The organism is Jannaschia marina, assembly GCF_013404595.1.
In the GTDB taxonomy this organism is placed as follows: Bacteria; Pseudomonadota; Alphaproteobacteria; order Rhodobacterales; family Rhodobacteraceae; genus Jannaschia; species Jannaschia marina.
In genome coordinates this window covers 251,415-269,844 of sequence record NZ_JABVAX010000004.1, presented here as the reverse complement: position 1 = coordinate 269,844, position 18,430 = coordinate 251,415, and the positions used below count along the sequence as shown (strand labels likewise).

Below are 18,430 nucleotides of genomic sequence, written 5' to 3'. Positions count from 1 at the left end.
CAACGCTCCGATCGAACCGAAGCCCCGTTGCGGGTCGTGCCTCGATAGATCACACATCCCGACATGAGCGAACCATCCGACATGAGTCGTACCCCGACATGACGCCCGACCCGACATGACCCACGACCCGACATCCGACGAGATCTGGTCCCGCGCCGAGATCGAAAGCCCCTGCGTGAAGCTCTGCGTCGTTCACCCCGAGACGCGTCTCTGTGCCGGCTGCCACCGGTCCATCGACGAAATCTCCGCCTGGTCGCGCATGTCGCCCGAGGCCCGCCGCGCGGTCATGGCCGAACTTCCCGCCCGTGCCGCAGTTGCCCCGGCGCGCAAAGGAGGCCGCGCCGCGCGCCTCAAGGACCGCGGCCGCGACTGACGAGACCGCGTCGTCGAAATCTGGCTGCGTATCTCTCTATTCTTCCTCCATCGCCGTTGAACCCTGCTTGGAGGTTCGGATGAAGATCCGTACAAAATGTAAATCCGCACCCCGGAAATACGTACAAAACGTTCAATTCAGCCCCAGAGCGCCTTCCGCATCATGTTGAGCGCGACGAGAAAGAGAAACACCGCGAAGGCCCGCTTTAGCGGTGCCGGATCCATCGCATGGGCCAATTTCGCGCCCAAAGGAGCCGTCAGCAGCGTCATCGCGATGACGACGACGAAGGCAGGACCATTCACCAGACCCAGCGTATAGGGTGGCAGATCCCCCGCCGCCGGAAGCAGCAGGAACAGCACGACAGCCGGCACGGCGATCAGCATCCCGAAGCCCGCCGCCGTCGCCACCGCCCGGTGGATCGCGACGCCGTGGAGCGTCATCAGGGGTACGCCGAAGCTGCCGCCGCCGATGCCCATGAGGACCGAGGCGAACCCGACACCGGGCGAATAGATATAGCGTTTCCAACCGATTGGCATGGAATCGGCCAAACGCCAGTGGGGCTTCGAAAGGGCCATATAGGCCGCAACCACGAGGGCGAGCCCCGCGAAGATCGCCGTCAGCGTCTCGGATCGCAGCTGCGTGGCCACGAGCGATCCGGCAAGCGCCCCCAGAACGATACCGGGCCCCCAGCCGCGCAGGATCGCCACGTCGACCGCACCCTTGGCGTGATGCGCCCGCACCGACCGCCAGCTCGTCACCACGATCGTCGCCAGAGAAGTCGCCACGCAGACCTGCATGATGCTGTCGCCATCGTATCCAAGGACCTGGAAGACATAGTAGAATGCGGGCACCAGGACGATCCCGCCGCCAACCCCCAGAAGCCCGGCGAGCACCCCCGCGAAGGCCCCGACGACAAGCAGAAACGCAAGGAGCGGCAGCAACGTGGCGAGGTCGGGCATGGGCTCTCCATCTTGGCCCGATGCACATACAACCCCGCTTTCCGCCCTGCCAGCGCCGATTTGCGCGGATTCGGCCCGACCACCGGGCATTTGGGCGCGGGGCTCGCTCTACGTTATCGCCTCTGTCCGGACCGCGCGGGCGTGGGGACGTCCGTGGCGCGCGCTTCGGGGGCTCGCAGCCTCGGCAGCGATGGTGAGCCCCCGCGACTGGCCGACCCGCACCGGGACAGGACGGCTGATGGCGCACCCGGCTGTCACGACCTTCGGATTACCTGATACGCAGGTCGCGGCGGCATCCGCTCTGCGGTGGTATGGCGCTTCCCTCGACGCTTCTCGTCGCCAGTCAGGCGGCGACGTCGGTGACCTGATCGAGCGCCGCGTGCAGCACGTCGACCCGGGCCCCGGGCCGCGCCGCGCCGTCCGACAGCATCCGCCGCCAGCCCCGCGCGCCCGGCAGCCCGGCGAAGAGACCCAGCATGTGCCGCGTCACCTGCCCGAGCTTGCCGCCCGAGGCGAGATGCGCCTCGATATGCGGCACCATGGCGAGCGCGGCGGCGGTGCGGTCGGGCATCGGGTCGGCCACGCCGAAGACACGGCTGTCGGCCTGCAACAGGAGACGGCCCGGGTCGTGGTAGGCCGCCCGCCCGATCATCACCCCATCCACATGGTCGAGATGGGCAAGGGCCGCATCTAGGTCCGCGATGCCGCCGTTGATCGAGAGATGCAGCGCCGGGAAACGCGCCTTCATCGCGTGGACGAGGTCGTGGTCGAGCGGCGGGATCTCCCGGTTTTCCTTCGGGCTGAGCCCCTGGAGCCAGGCCTTGCGCGCATGCACCGTCACCCGGCCCACGCCGGCATCCACCATCCGGGCGAGCAGATCGGGCAGCACGTCTTCGGGCACCTGGTCGTCGACGCCGAGACGGCATTTCATGGTGACGGGCACGTCACCGGCCGCATCCGCCATGGCCCGCAGGCACCGGGCGACGAGTTCCGGTGTCTCCATAAGGATCGCGCCGAAGGAGCCCGATTGCACCCGGTCCGACGGGCAGCCGACGTTGAGGTTCACCTCGGCGTAGCCGCGTTCGACGGCGAGCGACGTGGCCGCTGCCAGCTCCGCCGGATCGCTGCCCCCGAGTTGCAGGGCGACGGGATGTTCCCCGGCGTCGAAGTCGAGCAGATGATGCGCGCCACCCCGGATCAGCGCGGCCGCCGTCACCATCTCCGTATAGAGAAGCGCCCGGCGCGACAGGACGCGGTGGAACGCCCGGCAATGCCGGTCGGTCCAGTCCATCATGGGCGCCACGGACAGCCTAGCATTCTGGATTACAAACATTTTATTGATCTTCATCCCAGTGGCGACGACGACCGTCCCGCCAGAATATCCCCGATGTTCCGAATACGCGCATGCACGACGGTATACTTCATATTCAGCACGCCCGAAAATGGCCACTGTCACCGAGTTTTCGTCCGATACCGCCCAGCCGGGCGGATGGTGGTCGCGACCGCCCGTATCCTGTCAGACAACGGAGCGCGGGCCGGTTGCAACGGCTCAGGCCGGATCCCGGGCCGCGTCGCGGCTCTTGCGCCAGGCACCGGGCGTCAGGCCCGTTTCGCGCCGGAAAGCCCGGTAGAACGCCGACCGGGAGTTGAAGCCTACGTCATAGGTGATTGCCAGAACGGTCTCGTCCCCGCGCGCGATCCGAGCCATCGCATCGCGCACCCGCTTGCGGTTGACGTAGTCGAAGAAACTTTCCCCCACGGTCTCGTTGAGCGTCTGTGAAACGTGATTTGCGGTTCCGCCGACATGGCGTGCGAGATCCCAAAGCGACAGGTTCGGATTGCGGTGGAGGCGATCCTCCCGCATCGCCGCCTCGATCCTGGCGGCCAGCCGGCGGGCGCGGCCCTCATCGAGTGCCGATCTTTCGTATTTTCCCGCGGGTGCCACCGAGGCGGGCACCCCGACCGGCTGCGATAGTCCGGGCTGTTGCCGCAGGCTCCAGAGGGCCAGGATCCACAGCACGGGAATCGTGAAGACGGCCGTGAGAGCGATACTTGCCCCGGTCGACAGGTCGAAGCTTTCCCCGCCCAGCGACGCCGCAAGGAGGCTCGTGACCGAGAAGGCCCAATAGGCCCAGCCGGTGCCTGCGATCCACCAGAGCCAATTCAGTTCACGCGTTTCGGTGCTCGCAAACAGGTCTTTCAGGCGAGCGTTGTAGCGTCTCAGCATCCCGAAGACGAGGATCAGGTAGAGAGCGAGCTGGCCGTGGAACACGGACGTCAGCACATACAGGCAGGCGACGAAAAACGGTGCGGTCGCGCCCTCGAGCACCTCCCCCCGTTCCAGGCGAATGACGATATCGCCCGGCAAAGACAGAAAGACGCCGTAGATCGCGATGCCGAGCAGGATAGGGGCGAGATGAAGGGCCTTGAAGCGGACCGGCGGCGCATCGTCCTCCGATGTAAGGCCCCGGACGTAGAGCCAGAAGAGAGGCGCGAGCGTCATGCCGAGCGGTATCTCGAGAAACTCGATCGCCAGGTGGACCCAGCCCAGACGAGCGCCCGAATCCAACGCCCGCAGGAAGATCGGGAGCAGAATGATCGAAAGTGCCAGGAAGAACAGCGCCAAGGGCAGGGTCGGATGCCCCCGTCGATGCCGCAGAAGGAGGCTGCTGGCGCAGAAGCTCGACATACCCAGCAGAAGGGTCGAAAGCCCGAACTGGAAGACCTCGATGTCGATCACGGGTTCATCTCCCCGCTTCCGTTGAAACGCTCGTCCGCCCTGTGCCGGCCTTCCTGTCGGAACGCAAGCCTGTCCTCCCCGTCACGCGATGCCACCTCGGCATTCCTCCACCGATAGGGGACGTCCGGCATGCACAGGGTATGCGACACAACGAGGTGACCCCATGACAGTCTTCGATCCATCCGCCCTCGGCGCGTCCCAACGCGCAGCGCTCGATGCCTATTTTGACGACACCCCCGCGCCCGCCGTCCTGGTGGAAAGCTGGCGCTACGGCCTTTCGGTGGCACAGGCGAAGGGCCTCACCGGTGTCGACACCGGTGAGGCCGCGCGCGTGTCCAACACCTTCGAGATCGGCTCGCAGACCAAAATCATGACGTCGGTCATCGTCCTGCAGCTCGCAGCCGAGGGGCTTATCGACCTCGATGCCCGCGCCTCGGACTATTACGACATGCCCGAGGTCGCGAACGCGGAGGTGGTCACGGTGCGGGAACTTCTCTCGCATCGCTCGGGCATCGCAGATTTCGACAGTGTTCCAGGGCAGTCCGGCCTTCCGGCCATGTTCGAAGAGCTGCTGGCCGATCCGACCAAACCGATAGGCCCCGACCGTCTTCTGACTTTCGTCGAGGATGTGCCGCCCCTGTCCGAGCCCGGCACCGCCTATGCATATTCCAACACAAACTATCTGCTGCTCCAACGTCTGGTGGAAGCGGTGACCGGTGAGTCGCTCTCCGATCTGTTCCAGGACCGCATTTTTGACGGTGCGGGTATGGAGGACAGCAAGCTCGATCCGTCGGATCGGTCGGACGACCGGCTCCGCAGCTATGTCGATCTCGGTGACGGGCCTGCGCTCGACGTCACCGACATGCCGATCGATCTCGGCGGCGCGGGCGGTGTCGTGTCGACGACGTCCGACATGATCCGGTTCTTCGACGCGCTTCTCGTATCGAAAACCTTGCTGCCGCCCGAAATTCTGGAGCAGATGCTCGACTTCCGGGCAGAGGATGGTAACCCCGACATGGCCGGAGAGGGCCTCGGCATCTCCTCCGGGGTGGTCTTCGGCAAGCAGCTGATCGGCTTTCAGGGCGGCACGCTGGGAACGCGGTCCGCGACTTTCCTCGACGTCGAGACGGGAACCATCGTCTCCGTGGCGGCCTCCCATTTCGACGCGGATCCGGCAGACCTGATGCTGCAAGCCTTCGCCGCGCTCTTCAACGACGAGGAATGGGGCCGCTTCGATCCCGACTCGGATGTCTTCGAAATGGCGGTCCCGGCGGCCGATCTGAACCTGTCCGAAGCGACGTCCGTCGATGGATCGCCCCGGACAAAGGTGACTGCAGCCGATGTGTCGCTTACCCTCGACGGGGCCATCTCCGCGCTGGACACCGGCCGGTTCGAGTTCACGGACGGCTCCACCCTCCGGATCGGAACCGACGGGTACGACAGGATCGACGTCTTGCGACAGACGCCCGATGCCGCGCATGCGGACAATCAGCTGATCGGACTGGGCGGCCATGACAACCTCTCGGGCGGTCACGGCGAAGACAGGCTACTGGGCGGTGCGGGCCATGACCGCCTCCGCGGGCGCGGCGGCGACGACTGGCTCGAGGGCGGCGAGGGACGCGATCACCTGCGCGGTGGCTCGGGCGACGACGTCCTCGACGGCGGGCGTGGCGCAGACTTTCTGCAGGGTGGCCGCGGGGCCGACAGGTTCGTTTTCGAGTTGGGCGACGGGCGGGACCGTCTCCTGCGCTTCGAGCCCGGAACCGACGTCATCGACCTCTCCGCCACCGGCCTGAGTTTCGAGGATCTCCGGATCGAACAGGGCGCTTGGGGCCGCCAGGAAATAGTCTATGGCGACGGTGACTCCATTCTGCTCTTCGGCACGACGGGCTGCCTTCAGGAGGAGGATTTCCTCTTCGGATAGAAGGATCGCGACGGCAAACGGAGAGGCGATGGCGGGAAGCCGGCCCCCTCTCGTCTCACGTCATCGGAAACCCACTCGGTCGACGGTGATCTCCGGTGAGGCGGATTTCGTGACACCCGCCTCACAGCCGTTGCCCACCCGGATGCGGCGAGAGCGGATCGGACCCGCGCCATATCCCCGCAGCGCAAGTCGGCGGGGCGATGGCCGGGACGCGCATTGCACGCCGTCCGGCGGCCACGGGCTCGTGTCGCGGCACGCCGTCGAAAGACCGCACTCCTTCGTGACGCCGCCGGTGTTCGCCATGACATGACAGGCGGCGAAGATACCGCACGCTTCCCCGCCTTCCGTTCCGGCCTCAGGTCGTCTTGCGGTCGTCGATCACGTTCATCGTCGCGAGCCCCGAATTGCCGAGTTCGACGGCGGCGAACGGCCCGCCGTGACACATGTGCCCCGGATCCTGCGGGTCGAGAGGGTCGGTCGCGGCCAGCACCTGCTCGGCGAAGACCTCGGCGTTGTCCTTCGGGCGGTAGCCGAGGAACGCGGCCTTCGAATTGTCGACCGGAGCGCGGTCGTTGTTCGAGACGCCGTAGACCACCGAGAACCCGGTCACCGGCGTGTCGATAGAGCGGGTCACGAGCTGGATGAGATCGTCGTAGCTGAGCCAGGAGCCGAGCGCGCGCGCGTTGTTGACCTGCGCGCAGGACAGGATGCGCAGGTGGACGCTCTCGAGACCCCGCTTCTCCCAGTACATGCGGCCCAGGTCCTCGGCGAAGCACTTGGCGAGACCGTAGAATGTATCCGGCCGGTGGGGTACGTCGGTGCCGATGCACTCGGTCTTGGGATACATGCCGACCGCGTGGATCGAGGAGGCATAGACCACGCGCCGGAGTCCGTGGCGATGCGCCGCCTCCCAGACGTTGTAGGCCCCGATGAAGTTCGGGCCGAGCAACTCCTCGAACGGCCCCTCGTCGACGAAGGCCCCGAAGTGGACGACCATCTCGGCTCCCTCCAGCACGCGCAGCATGTCGTCGAGGCTGGCGAGATCGGCCTGCATGTAGGTCTCGCCCGGATAGGGCGTGCCGATGTCCTCGGCGATGTCGGTGGAGACGAGCGTGTCGCAGAGCTTCGTCAGCGGCTCCCTCAGGTAGGAGCCGAGGCGCCCGGCGGCCCCCGTCAGTACGATCTTCTTCATGGGTGTCCTCCGGCAGCGGTGTCGCCCTTGGCTAGCGCGGGCGAGCGGCGATGGCCAGCGACGGGGTACGGGGCGGAGATGGTCGGGGCGAGCCCCACCATGACGGCACCTTACGGCCGGAGCGGTGCCCCGTCGTCGGATTAGACCCGACGACCTCCCGCCGGCCCGTCTAGAAGATCTCCGGATCCCGTGCCGGCCGCGTGTTCCGCTCCGCATCGGGCGGCGGGACGGCCGGGAGCGTGACCTGCAGGTCGCCCGTGCGGCAGTCGAAGACGATGCGCCGCGCGTCGTGCCCCCCGAGCCGTCGCTCGACGATCGGAATCCGCTCTGACAGGAGATACTGCTCGCAGACGCCGGCGATCTCGGCCCCGACGTCGCGCCCGCGCCCGAAAAGATGCGCCCCGCCGACGATCCGCGCGTCGAGCGCGATGCGCGGGGAGCCGGCCCGCATCAGCGCGTTCACCAGCCGTTCGATCTCGGCGACGACAGCGGATCCGCCCATGGGCCCGGGATCGACGCAATGGAAGATATGGGTCATCCCGCCGCGCCCGGCGAGCCGGTCGTGGAGGATCACCGCCACGCAGGATCCGAGCGTCGCCACCAGGCGGGGCAGCGCCGCGGTGCCGAGCGCATAGGCCCCCTGCCCGACGTCGCGCCGTCCCTCGTCCGGGTGGCGGGACGGTGGAGAACCCGTCTGCGTATCGAGGCCCGCGTTGATCTCTGCGCTCCATCCGTGCTGGGTGACATACCCCTCCTACCGCGCGGCCCTTAACGCAGGCCTAATTCCGTCACCGGAAGTTGATTTTGGCCCGGCGCGGGGCGCAGGCTATGTCGGCGCAAAGGAGTGTCCATGACAGATCAGACCCTTGCCGCCCCGCGCCTGTCGCGCCGCCGCCTGTTGATCCTCGCCGGCGGGGCCGGCCTCGCGAGCGTTGCCGCGGCCACCGCCTACGTCCGGCGCGACCGCTTCGAGGGGGCCGCGCTGACGCCGCCCGAGACGCTGGCCGCGGTCGAGGCGGGAGAGATCCTGCTGATCGACATCCGCCGCCCCGGCGAATGGGAGGAGACCGGCATCGCCCCGGGCGCGCGGCCGCTCGACATGAGGCGGGACGATTTCGTGGCCGCCCTGACCGATCTGGCCGGGGGCGACACCGGCCGGCCCATCGCGCTCATCTGCGCGCGGGGCGTCCGCTCGGACCGCATGAGCGCACGGCTCGCCGAGGCCGGGTTCACCAGCATCATCGACGTGCCCGAGGGGATGCTCGGCTCCTCCGCCGGCCCGGGCTGGCTCGAACGGGGCCTGCCGGTGGTGCGTCCGTGATCCTGCGCGCGGCGGTCACGGCCCTCGCCCTCCTGGGCCTCCCGGCGCACGCTGACGCCTGCACGCGCGACGGCCCCGTCTGCGAGGTGCCGCTCGGGGCGTACCGCGTCGCCCTGCCCGATGCCGGCGGGGCCGTGCCCGCCGTGCTCTTCCTGCACGGGGCCGGCGGCACGGGGCGCGGCGTGCTCGGCATGACGGGCACGGTCGAGGCGATCACGGCGCGGGGCTATGCGGTCATCGCACCGGACGGCCTGCCCTGGCGGAGCGGACGCACCGGCGGGATCTGGACCTTTCGGCGGGATCTCGTGCGCGAGACCCCGCGCGACGAGGCCGCCTTCTTCGCCGAGGTAATCGCCGACGCCGCCGATCGCCACGGGATCGACCCCGACCGCGTGATCCTCGCCGGCTTTTCGGCCGGGGCGTTCATGGTCACCTACCTGGCCTGCGAGACGCCAGGGGCCTTCCCCGCCTACGCCCCCGTCTCCGGCGGCTTCTGGCGGCCCCATCCCGAGGCCTGTGCCGGGCCGGTGCGGCTCTTCCACACCCATGGCTGGCGCGACGGGACGGTGCCGCTCGAAGGTCGGCCGCTGCGCGGGGGGCAATGGCTGCAGGGCGACATCTTCGAGGGTCTCGCCCTCTTCCGGGCGGCGAACGGCTGCGCGCGGCCCGATCCGACGGGGCACGCCACGACGGGAGAATTCCTGCGCCGGTCGTGGGACTGCGACGAGGGCAGTGCGCTGGAGTTCGCGCTCTTCCCCGGCGGGCACGGCGTTCCGGCCGGCTGGGCGGAGATGATGCTCGACTGGTACGAGGCCCTGCCCGACGCCGCGGCGACGCCGGGCTGAGCCTATTCGGCCGGCGTCACGCCGAGACGGGCCTTCAGCTCGTCGCGCCAGGCGCGGGCGCGCTTGGCCACGAGGGGCGCCCGCACCTCCTGCGGAGTGGACATCATCCCCGAGAGATCCACCCCCGAAAGCCGCGAGAGCGGCGCGGCCAGAAGCAGGCTCGCCATGATCGGGATCAGCCAGAACGATACGTAGCCCGTCACCATCCCTAGGAGCAGGAGCGCGCCGAGGACCGTCTCGAAGGCATGGAACCTCAGGAGCGTGCCCCAGCCCCGCCGGCCGCCCGCACGGACCTGCGGGGCCCAGTCGAGCGCGCGGCCCGTCAGAGCCGACGTGACCGCCATGGTCTGCTGCACCATCAGGATCGGCGCATAGGCGATGGAGACCGCGATCTCCGCCAGGAGGGAGACGACGAACCGCAGCCCCCCGCCCATCCGCGACACCGGCATACCCGAGGCGATGAGCGCGGAGGCCCCCACGATCTTGGGTGCGAGCAGGAGCGCGTACATCGTGACCATCAGCCAGACATGGTTGACAGGCGACATCTCGGGCCAGTTCGGGATGGTCGGGTTCTCGGGCGAGAAGTAGTTGATGATCGACCGATCCTCTGAGACGCCGATGACCGCCCAGAGCGTGAGCAGCAGGAACCAGAGCGGCGACAGCAGGTAGCCCATGGCCCCGTGGAACATGTGGAAGCGCGAGAGCGAATGCAGCCCCCGCGTCCCCAGAAGGCCGAGGTGCTGCAGGTTGCCCTTGCACCAGCGACGGTCGCGGATGACGTGGTCGATGAGCGTCGGCGGCGTCTCCTCGTAGCTGCCGCGCAGCCGCGGCAGGAAGCGCACCGACCAGCCGGCGCGGCGCAGAAGGCCCGCCTCGACGAAGTCGTGGCTGAGGATCAGGTTATCCCGCCCCCGGAGCCCGCGCACGTGCGGCAGGCCCGCCGAGGCCGCGAAGGCCTTGAGGCGGATGATCGCGTTGTGCCCCCAGTAGTTGCCCTCGCGCCCCGTCCAGCGGGCGAGGCCCTCGGCCAGGGCCACGCCGTAGATGGCATTCGCGAACTGCTGGCTGCGGGCGAAAAGGCTGCGGGCGCCGATGAGTTGCGGGAAGGACTGGATGAGACCGGCCGTCGGGTCGCGGCCCATGGTGTCGGCGAGGGCGCGGATCGCCTGAGCCGACATCAGGCTGTCGGCGTCGAGCACGAGCATGGCGTCATGCGCGCCGCCCCAGCCCTCGACCCATTGCGCGAGGTTGCCGACCTTGCGGTCGGTGTTGCGCTCGCGCCGGCGATACCAGACGCGGACCTGCGGCAGCCGCGCGCGCAGGGCCTCGAAGGCGGCCTTCTCTTGGGCGGCCCCTTCGGCGCTGCGGGTGTCCGACAGGATGTAGAGCGACCAGCGGTGCGCCCCGGGTGCCGCCTCGAGCCGTTCGAGCATGGCCGCGGCGTTGCCGAAGACGTCCCACGGAGCCTCCTCGTGCACGGGAATGAGGAGCGCGACGTCGAGGGGCGTGACCGCCCCGGTCTCATCCCCGTGCCGCCGCAGGAGCGCGCCGGACCCCGCGAGGACGGTCACGAAGGTCAGCGCGATCCAGAAGAAGCCCGCCCCGATCAGCACCGCCAGCAGGGCCTCGGCCCAGCTCGTCCCGTCGTTGGCGAACCACGAAAGGAACGCCCAGAGCAGCGCCACCGTCCCGATCGCGGCGGGCAGGAACGTACCGAGCCGCCAGAGCGCGGCATCCGCATCCGGCGACAGCGGCGGGGCCTGCCGATCGCGGAACTGGCGGGAGAGGTTCTGCCGGGGATGGGCGATCGGAGCCTGCGGGGGCATCACGGAGAAAACAGGTGTCTTGGTCATGAGCGTGTCCACCTGTAGAGCCAGACTTCCGTTGCGGCCTCTCCGTCAACGAAGAGTTGTGCGCGAAGTTCCACCAGATCCTGATCGGCCGGGTCGAAGGAGAAGGCCACGCGCACGCCGCCCGTCTCGGGATTGCGTTGCAGAACGGGCGAGCCGGTCTCGACCCGCGCGCCCACGTGCACCGTTGCCCCCTCCAGCGCGCCGTATTTCTCGGTCAGCGCATCGAGAACCGGACTGCCGGCGAAATCGACGGCCGCCAGCCAGGCGTCGCGCTTGAAGTTCAGGCCCATATGCGTGTTGAGCACCTTGGCCACGTCCCGGCGGGGCGGCGGGGCGGCGTTCTCCTCGTCCGTCCAGAGCATCTTGTAGGCGAAGCGGTGCTCGCTGCCGGCGGGCAGCGGCGCGCGCGGACGCCAGTAGGCGACGATGTTGTCGTAGATCTCCTCCGTCGACGGGATCTCGACGAGGCGCACCACGCCCGGTCCCCAGTCGCCCTCGGGCTCGATCCAGAGGCTGGGACGGTCGTGGTAGTGGGCTTCGAGATCGGCGAAATCCGACAGCTTGCGCGCCCGTTGCATCAGGCCGAAGCCGCGCGGGTTGTTGTCGACGAAGCTCGACACCTGCAGCGCGACCGGGTTCGCCAGCGACCGCCAGAGCATCTCGCCCGCGCCGTTCCACACGAGGAGCCCGTCGCTGTCGTGGATCGCGGGGCGGAAATCGCGGAAGCGGGGACGGTTCGTCTGATCGTAGAGGAACATCGAGGTCAGCGGCGCGATGCCCACGTGATCGAGGTCGACCCGCGGGAAGAGCGTGCAATCGACGCCCATCTCGCAGGCGACACCCGGCGTCAGGCGGAACCGGAAGGCCCCCGTGACCGAGGGGCTGTCCATCAGGGCGTGGACGACGATGTTCGGATCGCCCTGGGCCGGCTCCTGCACCCAGAACTGGATGAAGTCGGGAAATTCCTCGCCCTCGGGGTCGCCCGTGCGCAGCGCGAGCCCCCGCGCCGAGAGCCCGTAGGCCTGCATCGCGCCGATCGCGCGGAAATAGCTCGCCCCCTGGAAGACGGCGAATTCGCGGTGGTTCTCCTCGCCCGCGAACTGGTGGCGCAGGCGCAGGCCGGAATAGCCCATGTTCTCGTCCACCGGCAGCTCGGGCGCGTCGTCCGTCTTGTCGAAGAGGTCGAAGTCGAAGGCGAGCCGGTTCGCCTCGCCCGCGCGCACGACGTCGACTTCCACCGCCCGCGGGAAGTAGAGACCGGGGTGGAAGAGATCCATCTCGAACGGAAGGTCCTGCTCCGCCCAGATGGCGCTGCGGGTGTCGAACCAGATCTTGCGGTATTCGTCGTAGGTGAGGTTGCGCCATTCGGCCGGAACCTCGGCGCGGGGCTCGAAGGGCTTCGCCGCCAGCGCGCGGGCCATCTCCCGCACGGTATCGGGGGTGAAGGGCGTCGTCTCGATGAAGCGCGGCATGGCCGCGCGCGTCGCCGTCGGCGTCAGAAGTGCCAGGGCCGAAACGCCGGCCAGGACCGTGCGGCGGTTCATCGCTTCGCCCTCCAGGGTTGGGACTTGAACCAGGCGACGCCGTAGGCGCAGGCGATGCACAGGCCGATGCCCGTCAGGTTGATGAGCGTCCAGGTGAAGCCGTTGCGCCCGATCACGTCGAGTAGATAGCCGTTCACCCGCGCCAGACCCATGGAAAAGATGAAGACGGCAAGACTCTGCTGGCCGACCTTCATCACGATGGTGACGAATTCGTCCCAGATGCGGGCAGCGAGGCTCGTACCCTTGGCGACGAGGCGCTTGCCCTGGGTTCCGGCGGCCACCCAGAAGAGATAGGCGATCGCCAGGTGGTTGAGATACCGCAGAAGGCCGAAATCCGACTTGTTGAACCAGCCGCTGAGCGCCTGGCGGACGTCGAGCACCGGGTTGCAGCGCCCGAACCCCGTCTCGGTGCACGCCGTGAGCGCGGTGTAGGCGTCGCGCACGAGGTCGGTCTGGAAGAGGCGGAAGCCCACGTTCGACACGAGCATGCAGGCGACCATGAAGACGGCGCTGAGGACGACGAGCCAGGTGCGCACCGGCGGGGCCGGGATCCAGCCGCGCATCAGCGCGAAGCCGGTGAAGAAGATGAGCTGCCACCCGAACGGATTGAAGAACCAGAGCCGGTCCGACCAGGGCTCCGCCGGGAAGGACAGATGGAGGTGGCCGAGGCCCAGCGGCTCCAGGATGACGCGCTGCGCGAAGATCCAGATCGTGACCGAGAGCGCGGCCAGCGCCGGAAAGGAGCCGCGACCGACGACCATGAAGAGCGGCATGAAAGCCAGCACGACCATGTACATGGGAAGGATGTCGAAATAGTTCGGCACGTAGGTCAGCGTGACGAGACCGATGAGCTGCGGTGCCGGATCGGCGAAGAACTTCCAGAGGTTCAGCGAGCCGATATATTCCTTGTCGGGGTGCCAGCCGGTGGCGTCGATGGCCGCGAGCATGGTCGCGATGGCGACGAACATGCAGATGTGCGCCCAGTAGATCTGCCAGATGCGGTAGGTCACGCGCGCCGTTCCCATCGTCCAGCCCGAGCGGTCGAAGGACCGGCCGAAGGCGATGGCCGAGGCCATGCCCGAGCAGAAGACGAAGATCTCCGTCGCATCGGAGAAGGCCCAGCGGGCGGGAAAGATCCAGAGGGTCCAGGCGTTGCCCGGCGTGTGGGCGATCAGGATGATGAACATCGCCATGCCGCGAAAGAAGTCCAGCCGCGGATCCCGTATCGTCTTGCCGGCGGTGGCGGTGGTGACCGCCGGTGCCGCCACGGGGATGGCGGGTGCCTGCCGGACGGGGCGTTCTGAGTTCATCTGGGCAAGAATCCCTGTGTCGTTTCAGGTCGCTGAATTACCCGGTCGCCCCGTGCGCACAAGCCGTCTGCCCCGCTCGCGCGATCATTTGCCGACGGGCGGCAGCGTAGCCATCCTCGTGACCGCCCCGGCGCGCGGTCCGATCGGCGAGGATCGCCTCGACATCCGCGAAGCGCCCGGCCCGCAGGCCCGCGTCGATCGTCAGCCGCTCGAAGACGTCGCGCTGCGCGTGGCTGCCGCCGGCCCCCTGCATATGCGGCCGCGCCGTCGAGAGCGCGGCGAAGGCCAGGCCGTAGTCCCCGTCGCCGAAGGCTTCGAGCCCGCGCGCGGCGTTGAGGCCCGGCACGGCCATGCGCTTCTCCACGTCGTTGCCCGCCCGCGCGGCATCGGCCCCGAGACGGGCCATCATGCGCGCGATCGCGTCGTCGCGATTCTCGTGGCTGAGCGCCAGGAGGTAATGCAGATCGGCGAAGATCAGGCAGCCGTCCTCGGTGCGCGTCTCCGACAGATCCGCCAGTTCCTCCCAGCGGTCGCCGACGTCGACACCCTCGAGCTCCAGCCGCGACAGGAGCGAGGTCGCGTTCGAGATGTCGCGGTAGTCGTCGGTCTTCTCGGCACGGATGTCACTGTCGTAGAGCGCGAGCGCCGCATCGTGCTGGCCGAGGTCGAGCATCATCAGTGCCTTGTGCCACCAGACGTGGAAGCGGAAGTTGTTGCAATGCGCCCAGGCCGCCTCGCGCCCCTCGAGCCAGTCGAGGCCGCCCCTTGCGTCGGCCGTCATGTCGTGGACGTGGGCGACGGCGTGCAGGCCCCAGGCGTCGTCGGGCGCGAGGGTGAGCGCCGCGCGCCCCGTCAGGGCGGCGCGGGCGTATTCCCCCGTCTCCTCGAGCGCGAAGGCGTGACAGCCGAGCAGGTAGCCCCGGCCCGCGTGGTCGTCCGCATACTGCGGCAGCACCGCCTCGATCGAGGCGCGCATCCCCGTCCCGTCCCCGATGATGAAGCGCAGCGCGTGGCCAAGTTTCATGGCGAGCGTATCCGCCGGAGCGGTCGCCAGTATCGCCTCCAGCGCCGCGATCGCCCGCGTCGTCTCGCCGGCGAGCACGTGGCGCAGCGCCACAACGAAGCCCCGCTCCCGCGCGTTGGCCCCTTCGAGCCTTGCCTCGGCCATTTCGAGCGCGCCGGCGGCCTCCGCCATCAACTCCCGACGCCCGAGCAGCGCATAGAAGAGCCCCTTGAGACCATGGGTCGCCGCGTGGTCCGGCGCGCGCTCCAGGAGCTTGCCCAGATGCACCGGCGTCGCGGCCCCATGGGCGAGAAAGGCGCGGATCATCGCGTTCCATTCCTCGACGGCCGCCGCCTCTGTGAGCGTGACGGGCTGGTCGAAAAGATCGTTGCGGGACATCGGCGACTCCGGAAGGGCGAAAAACTGTATTTCCCGATACCTATCGACCGGACCTGACGGAGCCTATAGGGGATGACCTGGCCTGACGCACTCGTGAGCGTCCGTCATCGAAATGAGCAGCTTTTCGTCAAAACGCCCGGAAATCTGGCCATTTTTTGCCGATCAGTCGATGTCGAACGGGTCGTCCGCATCGAGCCGGTCGGTCTGCGCGCCGAACCGCGGCGGCGGGTTCCGATAGGTCACCGGCGTCGCCGACAGATGGAGGGGGTTGCCGATGAGCGGCAGCTTGAGCGGGCCGTCGCGTCCCTCCGTTTCCATGTCGAGCACGAGGCCCCGTGCCGCCGCCTGATCGGAGGCGAAGACCTGCGGCAGGGTCTGCACCGGTCCGACCGGCACGCGCACGGCCTCGAGCGCGGCGATGACGTCCGTAGTGGCCTGCGCGCGCAGCGCCGGCACCAGATGCTCGGCCAGCGTGTCGCGATATTCGAGCCGCGCGGGGTTGGTCGCGTAGCGCGGATCGCTAGGCAGGTCGGGCAGGTCAAGAACGTCGCAGAAGCGCTTGAATTGGCTGTCATTCCCCACGGCGACGATGACATGGCCGTCGGCCGTCTCGTAGACGCCGTAGGGTACGATGTTGGGGTGCCCGTTGCCGCGCCGCATCGGGGCCTCGCCCGAGAGCCGCGTGTTCACCCCCTCGTTGATGAGCCAGGAGATCTGACTGTCGACAAGGGCCACGTCCACCTGCTGCCCCTCGCCCGTCGCCTCGGCGTGGCGCAGCGCGGCGAGAAGGCCGACGGCGGCGTACATGCCGCACATCACGTCGGCGATACCCACGCCCACCTTCATCGGCGCGCCGGCGGGCTCGCCCGTGATCGACATGATCCCGCCGTAACCCTGCGCCATGAGGTCGTAGCCCGGTTTCGACGCGTTCGGCCCCGTCTGGCCGTAGCCCGAGATGGAGCCGTAGACGAGGCGCGGGTTCAGCGCCCGAAGGCTGGCATAGTCGAGCCCGTATTTCGCGAGACCGCCGGGCTTGAAGTTCTCCAGCAGAATGTCCGCCATGCCGGCGAGCCGCCTCACCTGCGCTTGGCCCTCCGCGCTGGCGATGTCGATCGCGACCGAAAGCTTGTTGCGGTTCGCGCACATGAAGTAGGCCGACAGATCAGTATCTTCCGCGCCGTCCTTCACGTAGGGCGGCCCCCATTGGCGGGTGTCGTCGCCCCCCGTTCCGGGGTTCTCGATCTTGAGGACGGTCGCGCCCAGATCGCCCAGCAGCTGCGTGCAGGTCGGGCCGGCCAGAATGCGGCTCAAATCGAGCACACGAACGCCGGCCAGCGGGCCCCTGGGGGTCTCAGATGCGTCCGTCATAGGCCTTCCGGTCAATCTCGCAGGCAATCAGAGTGAACGTCTCGGCCGCAAGCGCCGCCTCCATCGCGTCCCGCAGTCCCGCACGGTCGCGCACCGTGACGCCCGCCCCGCCGAAGGCCCGCGCGACGGCGGCGTGGTCGGTCGCGCCGAAGTCGACGCCCGCGTTGCGCATCTGGCGCTGCCGCTGCTTCAGCTCGATGAGCGCGAGGCTCCGGTCGACGAAGACGACGAAGACGACCGGCGCACCGAGCGCGGCGGCCGAGGCCAGTTCCCCTGCGACCATGAGGAACCCCGCGTCCCCCATGAAGCCCACGACCGCCCGCTCGGGGGCCGCCCGCTTCGCCCCGATGGCCAGCGGCAGCGCGCAGCCCATGGTGCAGAGGCCCGAGGATTGCAGAAGCGTGCGCGGCAGATCGCAATCCCACATCTGGCTGAGCAGGATACGATGCGCCCCCGAATCCGCGGTTGCGATCGTGCCCGGCGGGCAGACGGCGCGGCAGGTCTCCACGATGGCCCCCGGCCCCCAGTCCTCGGCGGCGAAGGCCGCCTTGAGCGCGGCGCGCGTCTCGCTGCAGTCCCAGACGGGGCGCGGCTCCAGGCCCACACGGATCGCGTCGAGCGTCTCGCCCACGGGCGCGATCACCTCGAGCGTCGCGCCGTGCATCCCGTGCAGGTTGGCGTCGTGGGCGATGTCGATCACGTCCTGCGTGGCCGGATCCCAAACCCCGCGCCAGCCGGTGCGCATCTCGATCGGGTCGTAGCCAGCGAGCAGGATCAGGTCGGCCTCCCGGAAGAGCGGCAGAAGATGCGTGTCGGCCTTGGGCGAAAGCCCCGCCCCGCCAAGCGCGAGCGGATGCGCCTCATCGAGAAGGCCCTTGCCCTTGTAGCTCGTCACCAGGGGCACCGAATACGCTTCGCAGAAGGCGCGGATCGCGTCGCCCGCCCCGTCACGCACGGCATCAAGACCGGCCAGCATGATCGGCCGCTCCGCCCGGGCGAGCATCTCCCGCGCCGTCGCCAGCGCCGCGCCGCCGATCGACCCCGGGGCCGCATCGGGGCGCAGGATCATCTCGTCCGGAACGGGGGCATCCGCCACCGAGATCGGCACGTCCACGTGCACCGGCCCGCAGCGCCCGCCGGCCGCACCCGTGGCGATCCGCACGGCCTTGTCGGCCTGCACCGCCGCCGCCCCTTCGGTCAGCGTGAAGGTCGCCTTCGTGATCGGCGCGAAGACGGTGCGGTGGTCGAGCACCTGGTGGTTGTAGGTCTCGGCCTCGTCCGGGTCGACGCAGCCCGTCAGCACGATCATGGGCACCCGGTCCTGCTCGGCGTTGGCGACGACGTTGACGCCGTTCATCGCCCCCGGCCCCACCGTCGCCACCAGGATCGCCGGGGCCCCGTCGACGTGATGCGCGCCCTCGGCCATGAAGCCGGCCGCGTTCTCGTGGTGGCAGAGGACGAATTCGATCCCCGCGGCCTCGAGCGCGTCGACGATGGTCAGGACTTCGCCCCCGGGCATCCCGAAGGCCCGGCGGCACCCGGCGTGATAGAGGCGACGCGCAAGGGCGTCGGCGGCGCGAATTCTGCTCATGGGCTCCG

15 protein-coding genes are annotated in these 18,430 nt (G+C 68.7%); 4 read left to right on the top strand and 11 right to left on the bottom strand.

Features of this window, described 5'->3' with window-relative positions; all coding sequences use genetic code 11:
- Positions 1 to 115 precede the first annotated feature (115 nt).
- Entirely contained in the window at positions 116 to 373 is a 258-nt protein-coding gene (locus tag HSX43_RS10040; protein WP_179379981.1) for a DUF1289 domain-containing protein, read from the top strand.
- Between the two features lie 137 nt (positions 374 to 510).
- Here HSX43_RS10040 and HSX43_RS10035 read toward each other — a convergent pair whose 3' ends face one another.
- The 3 genes from HSX43_RS10035 to HSX43_RS19935 form a co-directional block, all read right to left on the bottom strand.
- Positions 511 to 1,332, bottom strand: a complete 822-nt coding sequence (locus tag HSX43_RS10035; RefSeq protein WP_179379980.1) for a sulfite exporter TauE/SafE family protein — start codon at positions 1,330 to 1,332, stop codon at positions 511 to 513.
- A gap of 343 nt (positions 1,333 to 1,675) precedes the next feature.
- Positions 1,676 to 2,626: a tRNA dihydrouridine(20/20a) synthase DusA gene (dusA, locus tag HSX43_RS10030; protein ID WP_235962605.1), complete on the bottom strand. Its 951-nt coding sequence runs from the start codon at positions 2,624 to 2,626 to the stop codon at positions 1,676 to 1,678.
- A 255-nt stretch (positions 2,627 to 2,881) separates the two neighbouring features.
- Positions 2,882 to 4,072 carry a helix-turn-helix domain-containing protein gene (locus HSX43_RS19935; protein ID WP_179379978.1) on the bottom strand — a complete coding sequence of 397 codons (1,191 nt, stop codon included), beginning with the start codon at positions 4,070 to 4,072 and terminating at the stop codon, positions 2,882 to 2,884.
- A gap of 163 nt (positions 4,073 to 4,235) precedes the next feature.
- Here HSX43_RS19935 and HSX43_RS10020 point away from each other — a divergent pair, with 163 nt between their 5' ends.
- Positions 4,236 to 5,996: a serine hydrolase gene (locus HSX43_RS10020; protein WP_179379977.1), complete on the top strand. Its 1,761-nt coding sequence runs from the start codon at positions 4,236 to 4,238 to the stop codon at positions 5,994 to 5,996.
- Between the two features lie 355 nt (positions 5,997 to 6,351).
- On the opposite strand, the gene HSX43_RS10015 is transcribed toward HSX43_RS10020, so the two are convergent.
- Positions 6,352 to 7,188 carry an NAD-dependent epimerase/dehydratase family protein gene (locus HSX43_RS10015; protein ID WP_179379976.1) on the bottom strand — a complete coding sequence of 279 codons (837 nt, stop codon included), beginning with the start codon at positions 7,186 to 7,188 and terminating at the stop codon, positions 6,352 to 6,354.
- 169 nt (positions 7,189 to 7,357) lie between these two features.
- Positions 7,358 to 7,789, bottom strand: a complete 432-nt coding sequence (locus HSX43_RS10010; protein ID WP_179379975.1) for a chemotaxis protein CheD — start codon at positions 7,787 to 7,789, stop codon at positions 7,358 to 7,360.
- Positions 7,790 to 8,038: 249 nt separating this feature from the next.
- Here HSX43_RS10010 and HSX43_RS10005 point away from each other — a divergent pair, with 249 nt between their 5' ends.
- Together HSX43_RS10005 and HSX43_RS10000 are read left to right on the top strand one after the other, a co-directional pair.
- The gene (locus HSX43_RS10005; RefSeq protein WP_179379974.1) at positions 8,039 to 8,509 is read left to right on the top strand and encodes a rhodanese-like domain-containing protein; all 471 of its coding nucleotides are present in this window, start codon (positions 8,039 to 8,041) and stop codon (positions 8,507 to 8,509) included.
- Positions 8,506 to 9,354, top strand: a complete 849-nt coding sequence (locus HSX43_RS10000; RefSeq protein ID WP_179379973.1) for an alpha/beta hydrolase family esterase — start codon at positions 8,506 to 8,508, stop codon at positions 9,352 to 9,354. The genes HSX43_RS10005 and HSX43_RS10000 overlap by 4 nt, the downstream gene beginning before the upstream one ends.
- Before the next feature lie 2 nt (positions 9,355 to 9,356).
- Here HSX43_RS10000 and mdoH read toward each other — a convergent pair whose 3' ends face one another.
- The 6 genes from mdoH to HSX43_RS09970 form a co-directional block, all read right to left on the bottom strand.
- Entirely contained in the window at positions 9,357 to 11,207 is a 1,851-nt protein-coding gene (mdoH, locus tag HSX43_RS09995) for a glucans biosynthesis glucosyltransferase MdoH (RefSeq protein ID WP_179379972.1), read from the bottom strand.
- On the bottom strand, positions 11,204 to 12,751 hold the full coding sequence (locus HSX43_RS09990) for a glucan biosynthesis protein (RefSeq protein WP_179379971.1): 1,548 nt from the start codon (positions 12,749 to 12,751) through the stop codon (positions 11,204 to 11,206). The genes mdoH and HSX43_RS09990 overlap by 4 nt, the downstream gene beginning before the upstream one ends.
- Positions 12,748 to 14,061: an OpgC family protein gene (locus HSX43_RS09985; RefSeq protein ID WP_179379970.1), complete on the bottom strand. Its 1,314-nt coding sequence runs from the start codon at positions 14,059 to 14,061 to the stop codon at positions 12,748 to 12,750. The genes HSX43_RS09990 and HSX43_RS09985 overlap by 4 nt, the downstream gene beginning before the upstream one ends.
- Before the next feature lie 37 nt (positions 14,062 to 14,098).
- Positions 14,099 to 15,463 carry a tetratricopeptide repeat protein gene (locus tag HSX43_RS09980; RefSeq protein ID WP_179379969.1) on the bottom strand — a complete coding sequence of 455 codons (1,365 nt, stop codon included), beginning with the start codon at positions 15,461 to 15,463 and terminating at the stop codon, positions 14,099 to 14,101.
- 162 nt (positions 15,464 to 15,625) lie between these two features.
- Entirely contained in the window at positions 15,626 to 16,831 is a 1,206-nt protein-coding gene (locus HSX43_RS09975) for a CaiB/BaiF CoA transferase family protein (RefSeq protein WP_179379968.1), read from the bottom strand.
- Complete coding sequence (locus HSX43_RS09970) at positions 16,815 to 18,422, bottom strand: thiamine pyrophosphate-binding protein (RefSeq protein ID WP_179379967.1); 1,608 nt, start codon at positions 18,420 to 18,422, stop codon at positions 16,815 to 16,817. The genes HSX43_RS09975 and HSX43_RS09970 overlap by 17 nt, the downstream gene beginning before the upstream one ends.
- Between the last annotated feature and the right edge of the window lie 8 nt (positions 18,423 to 18,430).